Annotated in this window: 16 protein-coding genes and 3 tRNA genes; 7 read left to right on the top strand and 12 right to left on the bottom strand. The window is 50.0% G+C overall.

The genetic code is table 11. The annotated features are described in order from the left end of the window. Positions 1–120: 120 nt before the first annotated feature. The 10 genes from rpsO to ubiM form a co-directional block, all read right to left on the bottom strand. Positions 121–390 (bottom strand): 30S ribosomal protein S15, encoded by a 270-nt coding sequence (rpsO, locus tag ACJJIL_RS03230; protein ID WP_252083174.1) that lies wholly within the window; start codon positions 388–390, stop codon positions 121–123. 413 nt (positions 391–803) lie between these two features. Further along, entirely contained in the window at positions 804–1,745 is a 942-nt protein-coding gene (gene truB / locus ACJJIL_RS03225) for a tRNA pseudouridine(55) synthase TruB (RefSeq protein ID WP_282931410.1), read from the bottom strand. Between the two features lie 3 nt (positions 1,746–1,748). Further along, positions 1,749–2,147: a 30S ribosome-binding factor RbfA gene (gene rbfA / locus ACJJIL_RS03220; protein ID WP_108734361.1), complete on the bottom strand. Its 399-nt coding sequence runs from the start codon at positions 2,145–2,147 to the stop codon at positions 1,749–1,751. A gap of 90 nt (positions 2,148–2,237) precedes the next feature. Then, positions 2,238–5,132: a translation initiation factor IF-2 gene (gene infB / locus ACJJIL_RS03215; protein ID WP_413663185.1), complete on the bottom strand. Its 2,895-nt coding sequence runs from the start codon at positions 5,130–5,132 to the stop codon at positions 2,238–2,240. A gap of 64 nt (positions 5,133–5,196) precedes the next feature. Continuing rightward, positions 5,197–6,699 carry a transcription termination factor NusA gene (gene nusA, locus ACJJIL_RS03210; RefSeq protein WP_413663186.1) on the bottom strand — a complete coding sequence of 501 codons (1,503 nt, stop codon included), beginning with the start codon at positions 6,697–6,699 and terminating at the stop codon, positions 5,197–5,199. A 42-nt stretch (positions 6,700–6,741) separates the two neighbouring features. Beyond that, positions 6,742–7,206 carry a ribosome maturation factor RimP gene (gene rimP, locus ACJJIL_RS03205; protein WP_108734364.1) on the bottom strand — a complete coding sequence of 155 codons (465 nt, stop codon included), beginning with the start codon at positions 7,204–7,206 and terminating at the stop codon, positions 6,742–6,744. 136 nt (positions 7,207–7,342) lie between these two features. Next, positions 7,343–7,419 (bottom strand) — tRNA-Met (locus tag ACJJIL_RS03200). Between the two features lie 37 nt (positions 7,420–7,456). Further along, a tRNA-Met gene (locus tag ACJJIL_RS03195) sits at positions 7,457–7,533 on the bottom strand. A 41-nt stretch (positions 7,534–7,574) separates the two neighbouring features. Further along, a tRNA-Met gene (locus ACJJIL_RS03190) sits at positions 7,575–7,651 on the bottom strand. 288 nt (positions 7,652–7,939) lie between these two features. After that, positions 7,940–9,106, bottom strand: coding sequence for a 5-demethoxyubiquinol-8 5-hydroxylase UbiM (ubiM, locus tag ACJJIL_RS03185; RefSeq protein WP_444911447.1), 1,167 nt, complete (start codon positions 9,104–9,106; stop codon positions 7,940–7,942). A gap of 194 nt (positions 9,107–9,300) precedes the next feature. Between ubiM and ACJJIL_RS03180 the strand changes: the two genes are divergently transcribed. Both ACJJIL_RS03180 and ACJJIL_RS03175 read left to right on the top strand, forming a co-directional pair. Next, entirely contained in the window at positions 9,301–10,092 is a 792-nt protein-coding gene (locus ACJJIL_RS03180) for a PhzF family protein (protein WP_445361192.1), read from the top strand. A gap of 82 nt (positions 10,093–10,174) precedes the next feature. Continuing rightward, positions 10,175–10,597: a GFA family protein gene (locus tag ACJJIL_RS03175; protein WP_444896197.1), complete on the top strand. Its 423-nt coding sequence runs from the start codon at positions 10,175–10,177 to the stop codon at positions 10,595–10,597. Positions 10,598–10,679: 82 nt separating this feature from the next. Here the strand turns inward: ACJJIL_RS03175 and ACJJIL_RS03170 are convergent, their stop codons facing one another. Continuing rightward, positions 10,680–11,840 (bottom strand): NnrS family protein, encoded by a 1,161-nt coding sequence (locus ACJJIL_RS03170; protein WP_444907373.1) that lies wholly within the window; start codon positions 11,838–11,840, stop codon positions 10,680–10,682. A gap of 594 nt (positions 11,841–12,434) precedes the next feature. Here ACJJIL_RS03170 and ACJJIL_RS03165 point away from each other — a divergent pair. Both ACJJIL_RS03165 and ACJJIL_RS03160 read left to right on the top strand, forming a co-directional pair. Beyond that, positions 12,435–13,511, top strand: coding sequence for a hypothetical protein (locus ACJJIL_RS03165; RefSeq protein WP_445361191.1), 1,077 nt, complete (start codon positions 12,435–12,437; stop codon positions 13,509–13,511). Between the two features lie 109 nt (positions 13,512–13,620). After that, complete coding sequence (locus ACJJIL_RS03160; protein ID WP_445361190.1) at positions 13,621–13,863, top strand: hypothetical protein; 243 nt, start codon at positions 13,621–13,623, stop codon at positions 13,861–13,863. Positions 13,864–13,898: 35 nt separating this feature from the next. Here ACJJIL_RS03160 and ACJJIL_RS03155 read toward each other — a convergent pair whose 3' ends face one another. Further along, positions 13,899–15,233 (bottom strand): MFS transporter, encoded by a 1,335-nt coding sequence (locus ACJJIL_RS03155; RefSeq protein WP_445361189.1) that lies wholly within the window; start codon positions 15,231–15,233, stop codon positions 13,899–13,901. 421 nt (positions 15,234–15,654) lie between these two features. On the opposite strand from ACJJIL_RS03155, the gene ACJJIL_RS03150 reads away from it, so the two are divergent. The 3 genes from ACJJIL_RS03150 (at position 15,655) to ACJJIL_RS03140 (ending at position 17,884) form a co-directional block, all read left to right on the top strand. Then, entirely contained in the window at positions 15,655–15,951 is a 297-nt protein-coding gene (locus ACJJIL_RS03150) for a hypothetical protein (RefSeq protein WP_445361188.1), read from the top strand. A 650-nt stretch (positions 15,952–16,601) separates the two neighbouring features. Next, complete coding sequence (locus tag ACJJIL_RS03145) at positions 16,602–17,711, top strand: hypothetical protein (RefSeq protein ID WP_445361187.1); 1,110 nt, start codon at positions 16,602–16,604, stop codon at positions 17,709–17,711. Beyond that, a complete protein-coding gene (locus tag ACJJIL_RS03140; protein ID WP_444896192.1) occupies positions 17,699–17,884 on the top strand; it encodes a hypothetical protein in 186 nt (61 codons plus the stop codon). Before ACJJIL_RS03145 ends, ACJJIL_RS03140 begins: the two co-directional genes overlap by 13 nt. The last annotated feature ends 529 nt before the right edge of the window (positions 17,885–18,413 follow it).

The raw sequence follows: 18,413 nt of genomic DNA, 5'->3' as shown, positions 1-18,413 counted from the left end.
ACATCCGCCGGGATATTTGCCCCTGGGGTTGTGTTGCGAAACTGCCGAAAAGTGACAACAGCGCCACTTTTCAGCAAGCATTAAAGAAGAAAGCCCGCCAGAGGCGGGCATTCCAGGGTCTTAGCGACGCAGGCCGAGCTTAGCGATCAGCTGTGCGTAACGGTTCAGATCCTTGCGCTTCAGGTAGTCCAGTAGCTTGCGACGCTGGTTTACCATGCGGATCAGACCACGGCGAGAGTGGTGATCCTGCTTGTGCGCAGAGAAGTGACCCTGCAGTTTGTTGATGTTGGCAGTCAGCAGGGCTACCTGGACTTCCGGAGAACCGGTGTCGCCTTCAGATTGGCCGTGCTCTTTCAGGATTGCTGCTTTTTCTACTGCAGACAGTGCCATAACGATTAACCTCGTCGTAATATGCTTTAAAAGATTCGGCTGGCCCGTGCATATTTACAGACCAGCTACTCACTGTTGTGGACTTAAGGAGCCTCTAAACAACTCCGTGATACCTCTGGCATGCAGAGCGGTTCACAATCAAGGCGCGGCTTCGCAGGAATGTCTAGACCTTTCAAGAAGTCGCAACGCGGAGTGTGAATCGCTCTGCAAGCCCCGAAGGGCGGGCCTTGAAGGCCACAGCTGCTGCGTTACAGCTCTTGCAAAGGGCCAAGGCCATTCGCGGCGAGCTGCGCCTAACATCTGCAGCCTTCAAGGCCCGCAGAGGCATTACGGAGTTATTCAGAGGCTCCTTTGCCCACTGCAGTACTCTCACATCAACCGCTATCGGCTCTCACCAATATAGCGTTTTCTGCTTAAGTACTACTTACCAGACGCCGAGGCGCTACGCACCCGTCGTCAGTAATTTCTCCTACGCCCAGAAAATCGCCATTTTCCAGGAAGAGGCGCACCATATCACCTTCTTCACCGATACGGTAGACCTGCAAATCCATTACCGGCTGCCCCTGACGCACATAGTAACCAGACTCGTCCGGAAGGGTGAGTTTGGGCAGCGAAGAGGCGGGAGAATCCACCGATAACAGGTGGTGATCCAACTCCTCCGCCATTCCCTCACCGCGCTCCTCGGTGAGCTCATCCAGAGTCACTGAATCGGCCTCGACGTAGGGACCGGCGGCGCTGCGGTGCAACTCTTCCACATAGGCACCGACACCCAGGGCCTGACCCAGGTCTTCGGCAATACTGCGAATATAAGTGCCCTTGGAGCAGTGAACCTCAACTTCTGCACGGGGCTGGGCGCCCGGTGTAAAGCTCAGCAGTTCAAATTCAAAAATCTCTACTTCCCGCGCCTCGCGCTCCACTTCCAAGCCCTGGCGCGCCAACTTATACAGCGGCTGCCCCTTGTGCTTGAGGGCCGAGTACATGGACGGCACTTGCTTGATAGGACCGCGAAAGGCTTCCATCGCTTTCAGCACGGCTTCTTCAGTCAAACCGGAAGCATCTTTAGTTTCCAGTACATCGCCATCGGCATCGCCACTAGCAGTGGTCATACCGAAAACAAAAGTACTGCGATAGCGCTTGTCCGCATCGAGTAGGTACTGGGAAAACTTGGTCGCTTCGCCGAAACAGATCGGCAACACGCCGGTTGCCAGGGGGTCCAGCGCTCCGGTGTGACCGGCGCGATTGGCGAAAAAGAGTCGTTTGGCTTTTTGCAGGGCGTCATTGGCGGTAATCCCGGCGGGCTTGTTCAATAACAGCACGCCGTGAACCGGCCGGCCCCATTTTGGTCTGCGGCCCATGGATTAATCTTCGTTGGAGTCGCTATCGTCGTCTTGGTGTTTGCGATCTTCTTTAACCGCCTTGTCGATCAGGGCAGACAGCGCCTGGCCGCGCACCGAGGTCTCGTCGTAGCGGAAGTGCAAACGGGGAATAGTGCGAATCTGGATTGCACGCGCGAGCTGCGTGCGCAAAAAGCCGGCGGCTTTGTTCAGCACTTCGATAGAGGTATTAATTTTGCTGCGATCATCCTCACCCACCAGGGTGACAAAAACTTTAGCAACGGTTAAGTCGCGGCTGACTTCAACATCATTGACGTTGATCATACCCAGGCGAGGATCGCGAATCTCGTGTTGGATCAGCTGGGCCAGCTCGCGGCGCATGGCGTCGGCGACGCGGTCTGCGCGATGAAATTCTCTTGCCATTGTTTACCTATTGAGAATGGCGGTTTAAAGACAGGAAAACCCGCACGGCTAACGCCGCGCGGGTTTATCCTCGATCCGCTGCGGAACTCCTTAGAGTTCGCGAGCAACCTTAACGATATCGTAAACTTCGATCTGGTCACCGGACTTAACGTCGTTGTAGTCCTTAACCCCGATACCACACTCCATGCCGTTGCGCACATCTTGCACATCGTCTTTGAAGCGACGCAGGGATTCCAGTTCACCCTGATAGATCACAACGTTGTCGCGCAGTACGCGGATCGGCTTGTTGCGGTAGACGGTACCTTCAGTAACCATACAACCGGCAATGGCGCCAAACTTCGGTGAGCGGAATACATCGCGAACCTGGGCAATACCCACGATTTCTTCACGTATTTCTGGATCAAGCATACCGGACAGCGCCTGCTTCACTTCGTCGAGCAGGTTGTAGATCACGCTGTAGTAACGAATCTCTACGCCTTCTGTCTCAGCAACCTTTCGGGCAGCCACATCAGCACGGGTGTTGAAGCCCAGTACGATAGCGCCGGAGGTCAGGGCCAGGTTGATATCGTTCTCGGCGATACCACCTACACCGCTGGACACGACGTTGACAGAAACTTCTTCGTTGCCGATATCCGCCAGTGCGCCCAGGATAGCTTCCAGGGAGCCGCGAACGTCCGCTTTGATAACAACCGGCAGTACTTTGCGCTCGCCGGCTTCCATGTTCGCAAACATGTTTTCCAGCTTGGCCGCCTGCTGGCGCTGCATGCGCTCACGACGCTCTTTATCACCGCGCTGTTCAGCTACTTCACGAGCTCTGCGCTCATCCGCAACCACCATGAACTCGTCACCGGCGTTGGGTGTGGTGTCCAGACCCAGCAGCTCAACCGGAGTTGAAGGGCCAGCTTCTTTAACCTGCTTGCCCAGCTCGTTGGTCATGGCGCGAACACGGCCGTAGCTCTGGCCTGCCAGTACGATATCGCCGCGCTTCAGCTCGCCGTTCTGTACCAGCAGGGTGGCCACAACACCGCGACCTTTTTCCAGGCGGGATTCGATCACAACACCCGTTGCCGGTACCTTGACCTTGGCCTTCAGCTCCAGCATCTCTGCTTGCAGGGAAATCGCTTCCAGCAGGTCGTCGATACCTTCACCCGTGTGTGCAGACACATTGATAAACTGGGTATCACCGCCCCAATCTTCTGGGATAACGTCTTTCGCAGCCAGCTCGTTTTTAACACGATCGGGATCGGCAGCTTCTTTGTCGCACTTGTTGATCGCAACAACCAGCGGCACACCGGCAGCGCGGGCGTGGTTCACTGCTTCTTCAGTCTGCGGCATCACACCGTCGTCAGCGGCCACGACCAGGATAACCACGTCAGTCGCCTGGGCGCCACGGGCGCGCATCGCAGTAAAGGCGGCGTGTCCGGGGGTATCCAGGAAAGCGATCTCGCCCTGGCTGGTTTTCACACGGTAAGCACCGATGTGCTGGGTAATACCACCGGCCTCACCGGAAGCCACCTTGGTCTTACGGATGTAGTCCAGCAGGGAGGTTTTACCGTGGTCAACGTGACCCATAACGGTAACTACTGGTGCGCGGGACACCTCAGTGCCTTCACTGGCCTGGGTCTCGGCAACCAGCGCTTCCTCCAGCTCGCTCTCAGAGCGGAATACCACCTTGTGGCCCATCTCTTCGATGATCAGCTGTGCAGTTTCACGGTCCAGGCTCTGGTTGATAGTAACCATCTCGCCCATTTTCATCAGGCGCTTGATCAGGTCACCGGCTTTCACATTCATCTGTTTGGCCAGCTCGCCAACAGTGATGGTTTCGCCCAACTGTACTTCGTACACCTGTTTCTCCGTGGGCCTTTTAAAGCCGTGCGTAGGTTTAACCTTCAAGGTCGGACGAGACAGGGAGCGCGTGCTGCGCTTGGATGCTTCGTCTTCCTCAAATACTTCCAGCGCCTGTTCGTACAGAGCGGTTTTGCTGGATTTTTTCGGGCCGGACTTGGAGCGGCGACCGCGACGCTTACGCGGCTCGTCCTCAGAGCGATCAGCTTCAGCGGGAGCAGTGGATGCTGCCTCCAGCTTGCGACGCAGAGCTGGCTTGACCTCAGAGGTCTTCTCAGCACTTTTTGCCGGTGCTGGCTTAGCCTTGGCTGTCTGTGCAGCTTGCGCAGCTTTCTCTTTCTTTTCCTGGGCTGCGCGTCGGTCAGCTTCTACTTTAGCTTTCTTCTCTTCAAGTTCACGCTTTTCCTGCTCAGCCTGCTGCTTGCGACGCTCCATCGCGGCAATTCGCATTGCCTCGATATCGTCTGAGTAGCTTGAGCGGATTGGTGCGGCGGGCTCTGCCTTTTTCACTACGTTTTCCGCGGTCTTATCCTCTGATTTAGCCGCATCTTGATCGGCTTTTACTTCATTGCTTGCTTTCGCTTCGGCTTCAGCCTTGGCTTTTGCTTCTGCTTCGGCCTTGGCTTTCGCTTCGGCTTCAGCCTTGGCTTTCGCCTCGGCTTCGGCTTTGGCTAGCGCCTCTTCTTCCGCCGCTAGGCGTGCAGCTTCTGCCTCGGCTTCTACGCGAGCGCGTTCGGCTTCGGCCTCCAGTCTTTCCTGCTCATTTTGCAGGGCATCGACTGCCGCTTCCTGCTCGGGGCTGCTCGATTCTTCGCCTGCCGCTACGGTTTCAAGCTCAGCTTGAGGGCGCTTCACATAAGTGCGCTTCTTGCGCACTTCCACATTCACAGTCTTGCGGCCGGTGCCAGAGCCAGTCTTCAGCGTGCTTGTGGTTTTGCGCTTCAAGGTGATCTTGCGCGGCGCGGCGCCCTGCTCCCCGTGACTGCTTTTCAGGAAACTGAGCAAGACCTGCTTTTCCTCGTCTGACACCACTGCATCCACAGAGGTGTGAGGCAAACCCGCTTCTTTCATCTGCTTGAGCAGACGGTCTTCGGTGGCACCAACCGATTTGGCGAGTTCACTAACTGTTACTTCGGCCATTCTCTCTCCTAAAAGTCACTTGGTCGGAGGGGGTTACTTATACGTAAGTTATTTTTCGCTGCATTTAAGCTTCTTCGCCGCTGTCATCGGCAAACCAGGGCTCACGCGCCTTCATAATCAGCGCTGCAGCGCGCTCCTGGTCGAGACCTTCGATATCCAGCAGGTCATCGACAGCCTGCTCTGCCAGGTCTTCCATCGTGGAAATACCACGGCTGGCCAGTTGGAATGCCAGCTGGCGCTCCATACCGTCCATATTCAAAAGGTCTTCCTGGGGCTCAGATGCATCCAGCTTCTCTTCAGATGCCAGCGCTTGGGTCAACAGGGTGTCCTTGGCGCGGGCGCGCAGCTCCTCAGCGATATCCTCATCGAAGCCCTCAATTGCGAGCATCTCTTCGATGGGTACATAAGCTACTTCTTCAAGAGAGGCAAAGCCCTCTTCAACCAGCACACCAGCAACGTCTTCATCGATATCCAGGCGATCCATAAACACCTGCATGATGGAGCTGGACTCGGCTTCCTGCTTGCTCTGCCACTCATCACTGCTCATGACATTGATCTGCCACTGGGTCAGCTCGGAGGCCAAGCGTACATTCTGGCCGCTGCGGCCGATAGCCATTGCGAGGTTTTCCTCTGCCACGGCTACATCCATAGAACCGGTGTCTTCGTCGACCACGATGGATTCAATTTCTGCTGGCGCCATCGCATTGATAACGAACTGAGCGGGGTTTTCGTCCCACAGAACGATATCTACGCGCTCACCAGACAGCTCGTTGGATACCGCCTGAACACGCGCGCCACGCATGCCCACACAAGCACCCACCGGGTCGATGCGACCGTCGTTGGTATTTACAGCGATTTTTGCACGCAGCCCGGGATCGCGGGCCGCGCCTTTAATTTCGATTACCTGCTCGGAAATTTCCGGCACTTCAATGCGGAACAATTCGACAATCATTTCCGGGCAGGAGCGGCTCAGCATCAGCTGGGGGCCGCGGGCTTCCGGTTGGATTTCCAACAGGATTGCGCGCACGCGATCACCGAGTCGGAAAATTTCGCGACCAACCAGCTGATCGCGGGGCAGGCGCGCTTCGGCGTTATTGCCCAGGTCTACAGCGATAAAGTCGCGGGTCACCTTCTTCACAGTGCCGCTAACCATCTCACCGACGCGATCGCGGTACTCGTCTACAACTTTGGCGCGCTCGGCTTCACGTACCTTTTGTACGATGACCTGCTTTGCGGTCTGTGCGGCGATGCGTCCAAATTCTACATTTTCCACCTGCTCGCGGAAAACGTCACCTGCTTTCAGGTCAGCATCTTTTTCGTGGGCTTCTTCCAGGGTGAACTGGGTACCCAACTCAGCCAAGACTTCATCACCGACCACTTCCCAGCTGCGGAAAGTCTCGTAATCGCCTGAACGACGATCAATGATAACCTCAATGGTTGAATCTTCGTCGTAGCGCTTCTTCGTGGCCGTTGCCAATGCCGCTTCGATGGCCTGGAAAATAATCTCCTGGTCAACGCCCTTCTCGTTGGATACCGCCTCGGCTACCAGCAAGATCTCTTTGTTCATGCAACTGTGCCTCAAAATCGCCTGAGCTCAGGCTCCTACAGGTTATTTGGTAAATTGGGGAATGATATTTGCTTTTTCGATACTGTCGATCGGCAAAAGGTATTCGTTTTCACTATCTACACGCAGAACCACTTCATCACCCTCTACACCGGCCAGCAGTCCGCGCCACTTACGCTGCCCATCCAGAGGCATACGCAGGCGAACTTCAATCTGGGCGCCGATAAAGCGCTCGTACTGGGCCAGCTTATAAAGAGGGCGGTCGAGCCCTGGGGAAGAGACTTCAAGTGTGTACTTACTACTGATGGGATCTTCCACATCCAGTACAGCACTGGATTGGCGGCTCACTTTCTCGCAATCCTCAACGGAAATACCGTTTTCGGAGTCGATATAAATGCGCAGCAGCGCGTTGCGACCGTGGGTTTGGTACTCAATACCCCACAACTCACACCCCAGCGATGCCACCACCGGCGCCAGAAGCTCTTCCAGCAATTCGCGTTTGCTCGCCATTCTCGTCACCACATACAAAAAATGGGCCTACGGCCCACTTCGAAAAATATCTGCAACTTTTCTTGCAGATACGAAAAAGCCCCTGACGGGGCTTTGACCGCACATTCGTGCAGTCAGTGTGCACGAATGCAAAATTTGGTAGCGGGGGCAGGATTTGAACCTACGACCTTCGGGTTATGAGCCCGACGAGCTACCAGGCTGCTCCACCCCGCAACAACGAAAGCGCAATCAAAGTTTCCCTAAGGAAAGTTGGTAGCGGGGGCAGGATTTGAACCTACGACCTTCGGGTTATGAGCCCGACGAGCTACCAGGCTGCTCCACCCCGCAACAACAAATGCGCAATCAAATATTTTACCCGAAGGTAAAATTGGTAGCGGGGGCAGGATTTGAACCTACGACCTTCGGGTTATGAGCCCGACGAGCTACCAGGCTGCTCCACCCCGCAACAACTCCAAGAAACAAAGCCTGGTTGATCTTTGTTTCCCTGCGGCGGGACCAGCCCAACCACTCAAGAGGCTGCGCATTCTATTGGTGCTGACCCGGTGAGTCAAGCCGTAATTGGCATTTGTTTTCACCGGGGGGTTAAAGCCGTCTCTACCATCTCGCAAATCAGTATAGAAAAGGAAGAAAATCCCGCAAGCAGGCCACCTTCATATACCGTCTTCTTTCTTGCACAAGTACTTTTTATAAAAAGAACGAAGAGCAAAACTCTCTTAACAAGCCTCTGGATAAGCTAGCGAGTTAACTGGTGCACTATTGCTTTTCGAATTGGGGGAAAGCGATCACTGACTCGCAACACCATTTTGCGCAGCAACTTGGCCGGCAGGCGATCGTCAGTAAACAAATCCACCACCCTATTAGTTCCAGAGTAAATCGGCTTGGATTCAACCCGGTGCAGCATCTGGTAACGGGCCAGGGCTCGAGTCAGCTTGGCCGGGTTATATAGACGGCTAACACTATCCAGTTGACGGGCCAAAGTATCCGCACCGGCCAAGCCCAAATTAAATCCATGTGCGGTCACTGGATGCATCCCCACAGCGGCATCTCCCACCAAGGCAAAGCGCTCAGTGAAAAAGTGATGTGCGTATACCGCAACCAATGGATAACAGTGGCGCTCACCAAAAGCTTCGACACCGCCGAGCTGGGACGCGCTTTCGCGGGATACGTGCCCGGCAAACTCTTCATTACCCATCGCCATAATCTGGGCAGAGAGACTGGCGGGAACAGTAACCACGGCCGATGAAATATTTGCCTTGGGCAAAGGCAACAGCGCCAGTGTCGAACCGTAGCGGAAACACTCCCGGGCAATACCATCGTGGGGTAATTCGGTGCGTACAGGGCCGACAATCGCCACTCGGCCAAAGTCGCGCATATCGGCGCCAATTCCCGCCATGCGTCGCACTTCAGAAAAACGGCTGTCGGCTGCAACCACCAGGGAAGCGCGCACGCCCTCCCCCTCTGCCAGTTCAAGATGACGCATGGCGCCACTCAATGTCATCCCGGTAACGGTCGAGTTATCGAGCAGCGTTATATTCTCAGTCTCCAAAACTGTCTCATATAAGATTCGCCGGATTGCAGAGTTGGAGACAATAAAACCCAGAGGCCCCCTCTCTCCCGGGCTAAAGTGGAGTGTCGAAGGGGAATTGCCGTCGACTACTTCGGCAGCATTTAGCGGGCTAATCTCTTCCGGGGATAATCTCTGCCAAGCCCCCAGTTCTTGCAGCAGCTTGTAGGATTTATGTGTCAGAGCAATCTCGCGGCCATCATCAACGGGAGCGGACAGCGCCGACTTATCCTGGCGCTCAATAATTGCCACCTGACACCCTTTGCGGGCGAGCATCACCGCCAAGGAAAGTCCCGCCGGTCCAGCACCTACGATAGCTACATCGGACTCCGTCATTTTCACACCCCTGATTTGCACGCAACAAATACAAGTCACTCTAGTGACTCACATCCGGGATAAACTGATCCAGATCAGGTTAAAGCCAATCCCAAGCCGCTCTACAGAGGTATAAATTGGTGAACTTTAGGGGTATAAAATATCACGCCCGCCACCAGCGCTTCTGAAAAACTGGAGCACCATGGAGTTCAAATATGGAACTTGAAATTCATTTCATTAACGCCTTTACCGACAAAGTCTTTCACGGAAATTCAGCCGGAGTTGTTGTTACTGAGGATTGGCTGGATGAAAATTTAATGCAGTCCATCGCTGCAGAAAATAATCTTTCCGAAACCGCGTTTCTGGTAAAACGCCCGGATACCAGTTATGGAATTCGCTGGTTTTCACCGTTAACGGAAATTGATTTTTGTGGTCATGCCACCCTGGCGTCAGCCCATGTTCTTTTTTCTCAAAACCCTCAATGTGAGCAACTCCAGCTCCATGCTGCCGCTGTGGGCAAAATGACAATAAGCCGAGGGGAAAATGGAATTATTTCCATGGACTTCCCACGAAGGGAGCCACAACCCGTAGATCGCATATCGCAGGAATTGCTGGAGGGGCTTTCAATAACACCAAGTCAGGTGTTACTTAACAACCAAGCTTACTTTGCCATCTACAATAGTGAGCGAGAAGTATTGGATGTACAGCAGGATGCGAGCAGCCTGCGAAAGCTCGCCCCCTACGATGTGGTCGTCACGGCAAAATCCGATAAGTACGATTTTATCTCCCGATATTTCTGGCCATCCAATGGTGGTGCCGAAGATCCGGTGACCGGTTCTATTCACACAGGGCTCGCCCCTTACTGGTCACAAATTCTGGATAAGAAAGAGCTGATCGCCTATCAAGCCTCCAAGCGCGGCGGCCTGCTGAATTGCACCATCGCCGGGGACAGGGTCATTATCTCAGGCAAAGCAGTACCCTATTTGAGCGGGACCATACGGGTTTGATACCCCAACGCCGGGATTTCCAAAATAAATCACAGTTTCCCCTAATTACGATAAGTACAACTAAACAGAGGAGCATTGAGCAATGGAACAAAAAGGATCGTGCCTATGTGGCACTATTAACTTCGAAATTGAAGGTGACTTTGGCGGCTTCTTTCTCTGCCACTGTAGTTACTGCCGCAAAGATACCGGTTCAGCCCATGCAGCAAACCTATTCTTCGCATCAGCGAAACTTGAATGGCTATCCGGTGCAGAACAAGTCAAAACCTTTAAGCTGGCAGGGACGAGGCACAGCAAAAGCTTTTGCAATCAATGCGGTTCCGCAGTGCCACGAGAAGATCCTGAAATTGGCCTCCTCGCTGTTCCCGCTGGCAGTCTGGATCGCCCAATAGATGTAAGGCCTAATGCCCATATCTTTATGGCCAGTAAAGCCGAGTGGGACCGGGAACTGGAAACAGTACCTAAAGTAGACAAACTACCCCAGGTAGCTAGTGCGGACTCTGAATAGACCAGTTAATGATGGCTTTACTCGACCACAGTTGCTGCGATGATAAGGTTTCTCGCAGCAACTGAAGATCACATAGAGAGAATTAGCCGGGATGACCGTCAACGCGCGGCTGGAAAAGCACCGGGGTGTAATACAGTAAGAAAAGCGTGTAACCGACTACCCAGGCAATAATTGCTGCGAGCAAACCACTCGGGGCGGGTGCCCAAAACACACGTGCGAGAGCAGATAACGCCAGGGCCATAAAAGCCAGGGGCATCAAGCGCGGCGCCTTCAATATCCGACCTGTGTGGCCGAGACTGACGCGACTGGTCATAGACAAGATCAATCCGCCGATACCGCCAACGGCAAATGCGTGCAAGGCGGGACTCTGCCAGGAAGGGGCAATTTGGCTCCAGGCCAGAGCCGCGAGAAAACACCCCAAAATAACCAACCAGTAGCTCACATGCAGAGACCAAACCATCGGTTCTGCCCATATTTTTGTCGGGTGCCAGCGCACCACCCGGATCACCTGCAAAATACCCAGAGAGACCGCAAAAAAGGCCCAAACCATTTGCGGCAAACCAACAGCCACCGATAGCAACAAGCCCACCGCAGCAATATGGGTACCCCACTCTACAGCCGGTATCTTATCTCTTGGGCTCAAGTGAAAGCGGCGCGCCGTAAAGAAGGGTATAACCCGCCCGCCGATTATCAGAATAATCGCCGTCACCAACAGCAAAGCCAGCAAGGCGATTCGGCTCTGTGCCCCTGGCAGCAACCAGTGGCTAGCGGACAATGCAGCAAACATCAGCATCGCAGGCAATACAAACATATTTCGCCACTGCTTGGTTCGCAACACCCTGGCTCCGAGCAAAAACGCTGAGAACAGGAAAAAGGAGACTTCAGCAATCACCGGCATCCAAATAGGGACCGCCGCCAACAGGTAACCCAAACGGGCCAAGAGCCACAGGCCGACCAAAGCAATAAGTTGGGTTCCCTTTGGCGAGGGGATACCAGTCCAGGTTTGCATGGCCGTGCCGAGAAAACCCACAACAACGGTAGCCGCGAACCCAAACAGCATCTCATGGGAGTGCCAGACTACCCCCATTCGAAAAGCCGGCATCTGCCAACCGAATAACTGCCCCTGCCAGATAACCAGGGCAACCATACTCCACAGAGCAGCTCCCCAGAAAAAAGGGCGAAACGGCATACGCCAAATAGGTGCAATAGACTCCGCGCGCGCGCGGTCAACGATAGGTATCAAAATCCATTCTCCTTACCAACTACGGGAACACCAGGCTCCCTACACAAATAATTCGCAGTACAAGACCACCCCGACAGGCCTGCTTTGCTTGGAGAATCAAAGGCGTCCTATAAAAAGCAGGACACAGGGGTTTATCTGTCCGGCGGCGCCACAACCTAGGCGAAAGCGCCGACTTTTCAGTCATCCGCATCAGTGCGGGATATCGCCCGAGATTCCATTTCCAGGGATTGGGAAAGAGCCCTATTCTCACTCAATTAACAAAAATAGTTAACAAAAAAATGAGTAGTCTGTGAATTATTCTAACTGGGGTGACGAATCTTTTTCTGTGTAGATAACCTGAAAAAACCACACGTTTTATAGGGTTATTTATATTTTCAGGAAAAACTGGGCAAAGGTGAAGTGGACTTGAAGTATCTCACAAGTTTACTCAAATTGGGAAGCACTTCCATTTACAGAAACATACACGGAGCCACCAATAAACAAACACTCAACCAGGAATAAAGCTTGAACCTATTTCCCTAGTAATTCAGTACTTATCTCTCATATACAAACCATTATATTTTCACCATAATTTTATATGGCAATCATTACACGGTGCCCAGTGCCGGCAAGATACAGCCTAAGTTAAAGATTTACGCCAGCCTGTGCAGTGGAGGAATTATGCTCATACCAGGCTATCTTATCGCGGCATCAACCTTACTATTCTGCTGCCAGGCCCTCGCAACCAACACTTATATCCTGTCACAACAGGGTATTGGCAATCGGGCTATAGGGGACCAAAGCGACCCAACCATCATTAACAATCTCATCATGCAAACACAAGATGGTGAATTTAATAATGTGGTGGCTCAGCAATCCAACGGCAATACTGAAGGATCTATTATCCAGTTGCAGAGAGGCGTATCAAACGAGCTAATGTCAGTCCAATCCAGCAGCCTGGGTAGCACGACATCAGTCTCCCAGCTTAATGTTCTCAACAAGGCCGAAACCTCACAGACAAGTACACTGTTTAGCACTATAAGCATCAGTCAGGAACAATCCCTAAATCAAATTACGAGCATACAAAACCTTTCCACTGGTACAACTGCTAACATCTCGCAGATAGGAACCCTAAATTTTTCGGAATCTATCCAAGATGATGTTGCTCTTAGTGATGTCTCTATTAGCCAGTTAGGTAATTTTAATAGAGCTGAGAATATCGATAAAGAAAGTGGCATAGCAAACTCTGCCAGTATTATCCAAAGTGGAAGCCAGAATATTGATACTAGAATTATCCTGATACAGTCTCTGGGAACCAATAATCAAATTCAACAATTTGGCAATAACAACACTGCCCGGATAACAAATACTAACGGCGCCTTTAATACCAACTCAATAGTACAACTTACAGATTCCAGTGCTACTAGCATCCAAACAAGCAACTCTATTCAGGGATTTAACAGTTCCATCCAGCAAGGACAGAGTAATCGCGCTTCTATAATTGTTAATCTTGCTCAAAACAACCAGGCCTTTACATCTCAAAGTGGAACAAACAACGGGTCCACAATCAACCAGATAAACATCAATAATTTTTCCGAGATAACACAAACAGGAACAAGTAATAGCGCCACGTCAATACAACTCGCTATTGAAGGGGCCAGTAGTGTTGTCACACAAAGTGTGATCAGATAATAGTGCTGATATTAGTCAAAGTGGATCAGCCTCTGAGGCAGCTATAGACCAGGAATTTGATCAAAACACATTAATAGCCATTCAAGATGGCTTTAGTGCAAGACTACAGTTGCTGCAACAAGGCCTACAGAATCAAGTAAGTTCAACGCAGTCTGGTTATATTGATGATGCGGACATCATTCAACTGGGTGAGCTAAACACTATCAATCTCACTCAAACCGGCAGCTTTAATAGTGCAGAGCTACTACAACTAGGTACAGACAACTTTCTCCAGGTAATTCAATTGAGTTTTGGTGCTACTATCTCCATTTCACAGATTGGCAGTAACAATTCTGCGATATACATACAGTAGAGAAAGAGGCTAAGAAAAACCATATTATTTATTGCTCAGATTTTTTCTTTCTGGGAAACATCCCCTTTCACAAACAGCAAACTTACAATCAGTGCTGCAGCAGCCAAACACGCATTAACAGTAAATGCCCGATCAATACCTTCAGATAATTCCGGAGCCATCGCAACAACCGTTGTATTCATCGCCAGACCAATAGCACCGCCGATAATTTGGAACATATAAATTAAGGCCGCCGCCAAGCTTGCCCTGGCAGGCCCCAATACCGTAACCGCAGTAGTCGTTATCGTAGGAAAATATAAGCCTAATCCTATACCGAGAGTGAGCATTCCCGGTACCAAGTGCAGATAGTGATCGCGAACCACTAGGCCAGAAAGTAAAAACATTCCCAAACCTAAAAAGAGTGCCGCTCCCGCTAAAATTAGGCGAGCCCCCAAAAATTCATATAACCACCCTGCTATATATGAGACTACCGCATAGGTAATCATCACCGGCAATAAACCCGCACCAGACCAAACTGCAGAATAGCTCAACTCCTTAATTAAAAATTGAGGAATATAAAGCAACATAGATACAAAAGTGACCGATAGAAGCAAAGTCACCACACAGATAGAAAAAAAGCGCCAATTAGTAGCTACATCCGGGGGAATAAGTGGGTCAGAGCGAGTATGAGGCTCAACCCAGGCAAATACCAAAAAGAAAATCACCGATGTTACTAAAAGTCCAATCACTAAAGGACTTCTAAATCCTACATCGATAACAAAATCCAGAGATAACATTAAAGCCAAAAGGCCAATTGATAATGAGGCCATCCCCCAATAGTCAACCTTTTCATTGCTCTCATCGGGCTTATCATCCTCAATTACTTTCCAACCCACCAACATTGCCGCCAAAGCGATGGGTAAGTTAATAAAAAAAATCCAGCGCCAGCTAAGAAAATCTGTAAAGAAACCACCCAACAGTGGCCCTACAGAGTTCGCAAAGCCACACACCGTCATTATCAAACCGCCTGCCTGACCGGCGCGGTCATCAGGCATGATCTGATAGGTCATGCCGAGCACAGCGGGCCACATCAGAGCACCACCAACACCCATTAATGCCCGGCTTCCCAGCAGCATCCATTCATTGACGGCCAGACCACCCAAAACTGAAAAAAAGACGAAGATTGAGGTTCCAACAAAAAATAGCCGGCGCCGACCAAACATATCCGCCAAGCGCCCGCCAGTAACTATAAAAATCCCGAACACCAATGCATAACCGTTAATCACCCACTGAAGGGTGGAGATATCTGCGTTAAAATGTTTTTCCATTGCAGGGATAGCGACGGAGAAGGCCGTAAAATCATTGGCCACCAAAAAGACTGCCAACGACAATGCTGTTAAACCTATAATCTGTGATCGCGATAGCGGGGTCTTTGAGGCTGCCATAAATGCCAAACTTCACACTTTGCAAGTTATGCAATGGATATATAAGCTTGGACCAACGAAGGACCAACTGCAGCGTAAATTATCAGGCAACACCAAGTAACAGCCTAGTACCAAGGGGGTTCTCATAAACTTTATTACTAGATTCTCGGTGCTTTTCTCCTATATCCAGAATTACTTTCTTCCGCAATACTCTGATTAGGTCCCAGCTCAGGCATAGACAAGCATTAATGCCAACAACAATGGCTTGATGTCAGTGTAAGTCCGCAGTCTCACTAATCCTCATTCCATCTTTAGCAGATCGAATCAGTCCAAAAGCAGTATCCGGTAGCAGAAGTATTTAAAGCTATCAGCCGATGATCAATCAGGATTGATCGACAGTCTTGAGCGGGGCCCCTACTCCAATTCTTATAAACCAAAAATCAAAAATCAAAGACTGACAGGATTTTCCCATGAAGGTGCTATCTTTAGCCATTACCATTCTCTCGATCAATCATGGCCATCAGGCCCAGGCGAACAGTACTTACTCATCAACCAAGTAAGAACTGGCAACACTGCTACTGAAGATCAAATTGAACAAACAACCACTAACAACTTAATAAATCAAGCTCAGATTGGTGACAATAATAACGTTGAAGCAACACAATTTAACGGCAACAACAATTAAATAATGCCCACGCAGGCAGGAATTAACGATAGCATCACCACTACTTAATTTGGTAATAATACCGCGATTTCTCTGCAGTAAAGCCATGTGCCTATCTCTAGGAATTTGTATGTTCAGACAGCTATCTCCCAGAATCTATCATCCAACCCTCCTCCCAGCAGCCACATCCTAACACACTGAAAATATCAGATATTTTTCGACTTTAGTCCCAGTATCTCTGTGCTTTTATCTCATTCCCCTGAGGAGTCTCATTGTCAATACTTTTTCCAAGGCTCCAATATCTGAAACGAGCTGGATTTCGACTTTTGGAGAGCCCAATCAAACGGATTACAGAGGAGAAATATCTATGACAAACGGTGAGCACTTATGCCCACCAGAATTTGGAATCATTGAGCCTTTTAGATAAAGCCGCCAATGATCACCGCCCCGGCATAGCCAGGTATTAATGCCGATGGCTTGGAGCCAGTGCAAGTCAGCAGTCTCACTACTTCTCTCACCATTTAGGGCCGATCAAATAACCTCCAATGCCCGACGGATGGTAGGTCGACGTTCGATTACACGGGATTGGATATGGATTTCACCTGTGTTGTACAGGAAATACTGTGGACGCAGTCAAAGCGCCATAGCGAGTTGAAGTAAAGAAGTTACTTGTGAAGATCTTACCTATAGCCGTTACCGCTCTATCCCTTGCCATCAGTGGCCTGGTTCATGCAGATGACAATGAATATATTATCTATCAAGAAGGTACGGGAAATACAGCCTTAGGGGATCAAAGTGATCCCACTATATTTAACAACCTCATCGAACAGACTCAAATTGGGGATAATAATGATGTTGAGGCCATCCAGTCTAATGGCAATACCAACGGCACTATTATTCAATTTCAAGAAGGGGATAATAACACTTCAGATGCCACCACTGACTCCATCATTGAGGTCATTATCTTTGGTGACGGCAATGATATGGATCCCACGCAAACATCAACCAGCAATTCCTTCATGCAATTGGATGTAACAGGGAATAATAATTCTGGAGGCGGCTCACAGGATGCCACTTCTGATACCTCATTAATATACATCATGGAAGGCAATGACAATCTTGGCTTTCCAGTTCAGAATAATGTTTCCAACAGTTCAATGAGCTTTACCTTTGTAGGTGACGATAATCTTGGCTCCTCTGTACAACAAGACTCCGATTCCGCAACTTTAGTAGCTGAAAGTTATGGTGACGATAATCTTGTTAGCACCACCCAGAATGTCAGCTCAAGTACTACGATAATGATCTTTCAAACCGGGGATAGTAATCTTGCGGCCGCTGGAGAGCAGATTGGTAGTGCGAATAATACAGCCACAATTACTCAAATTGGGAGCTCAAATATAGGTGGACTTGGTCGTTTTAATAGCTTTAGTCAAAGCACTACGTATGAGCAGTTTGGAGACGGTAACCTATTTGATAATGCAACCATTGACTCAAGCAATAGTATTGGAACGGTCCTACAGCAAGGAAATAGCAATACTAGTCTTACCCTATTACAGACGGTATCTGATAACGCCTATTACATATCACAGATCGGTGATGGAAATATGGTATTTCTTACCCAGTCTGGATCAAGTCACACTGCTGAGATCATTCAAATGAGTGATTTAAATGAGATAAATGCTGATCAAGAAAGCTTTGATAACGACCTTTACTCCCTACAAAACGGTGAGGACAACCTGATCAATTCACTGCAGGATGGGGACAGTAAATGGCAACACTAAGTCAGGCAGGCACCCTGAATGAAATAGATCTCACCCAAAGTGGACAACAGGACACTGCCACTCTACCTCAGGATGGTAACAACAGCTTCCTGAGTGTCACTCAAACAGGATTTAGCGATAGCATCAATGTTACCCAGCTAGGTGACAATAATAGCGCCACTTTTACACAGTAAATCGTTGATAGGAGTCCGTATACCCATATATGGACTCCACCTAACCATACATATTCTATCCACTATCAAATATCAATATAACTCTGCAATGAAAATACTGATTAAATCAGACTTTTTTACTAGCATCTCAGTGCTTTTATCTCATACCAATTATCTTATTTATTAATAATACTAAAAGCGATACCGTAAGTAGGGGTCATTTATCACTTCACTACATTTTGGCGGACCAACAAACCAAATAGGAGCAAATTAAATGAATAGTAAAATCAACCAATACAGGTGAAAAATTTGGAATAAATATTTCACATCAATCGAAGCAAAAATGAATATAGCCTCGGCATCTCCAAGCATTAATGCCAAAAAATGGCTTGGGATCAGTACAAGCAAGCATTATCACTACTTCTCTCACCATTTAGGGCCCTTAAGCTTCTTACTTAGTGCTCATTAAAAATTAACTGAGCTACAGAAGTTTCATTCGTTAATTACCTTTATAGAAGCAAGAGATCTATCGCTCTTAACACCATCCATA

This window comes from Microbulbifer maximicatervae (SeqCode), assembly GCF_052468095.1.
Note: the sequence above shows the minus strand (reverse complement) of the source record. Positions and strands in the feature narration are given on the sequence as shown.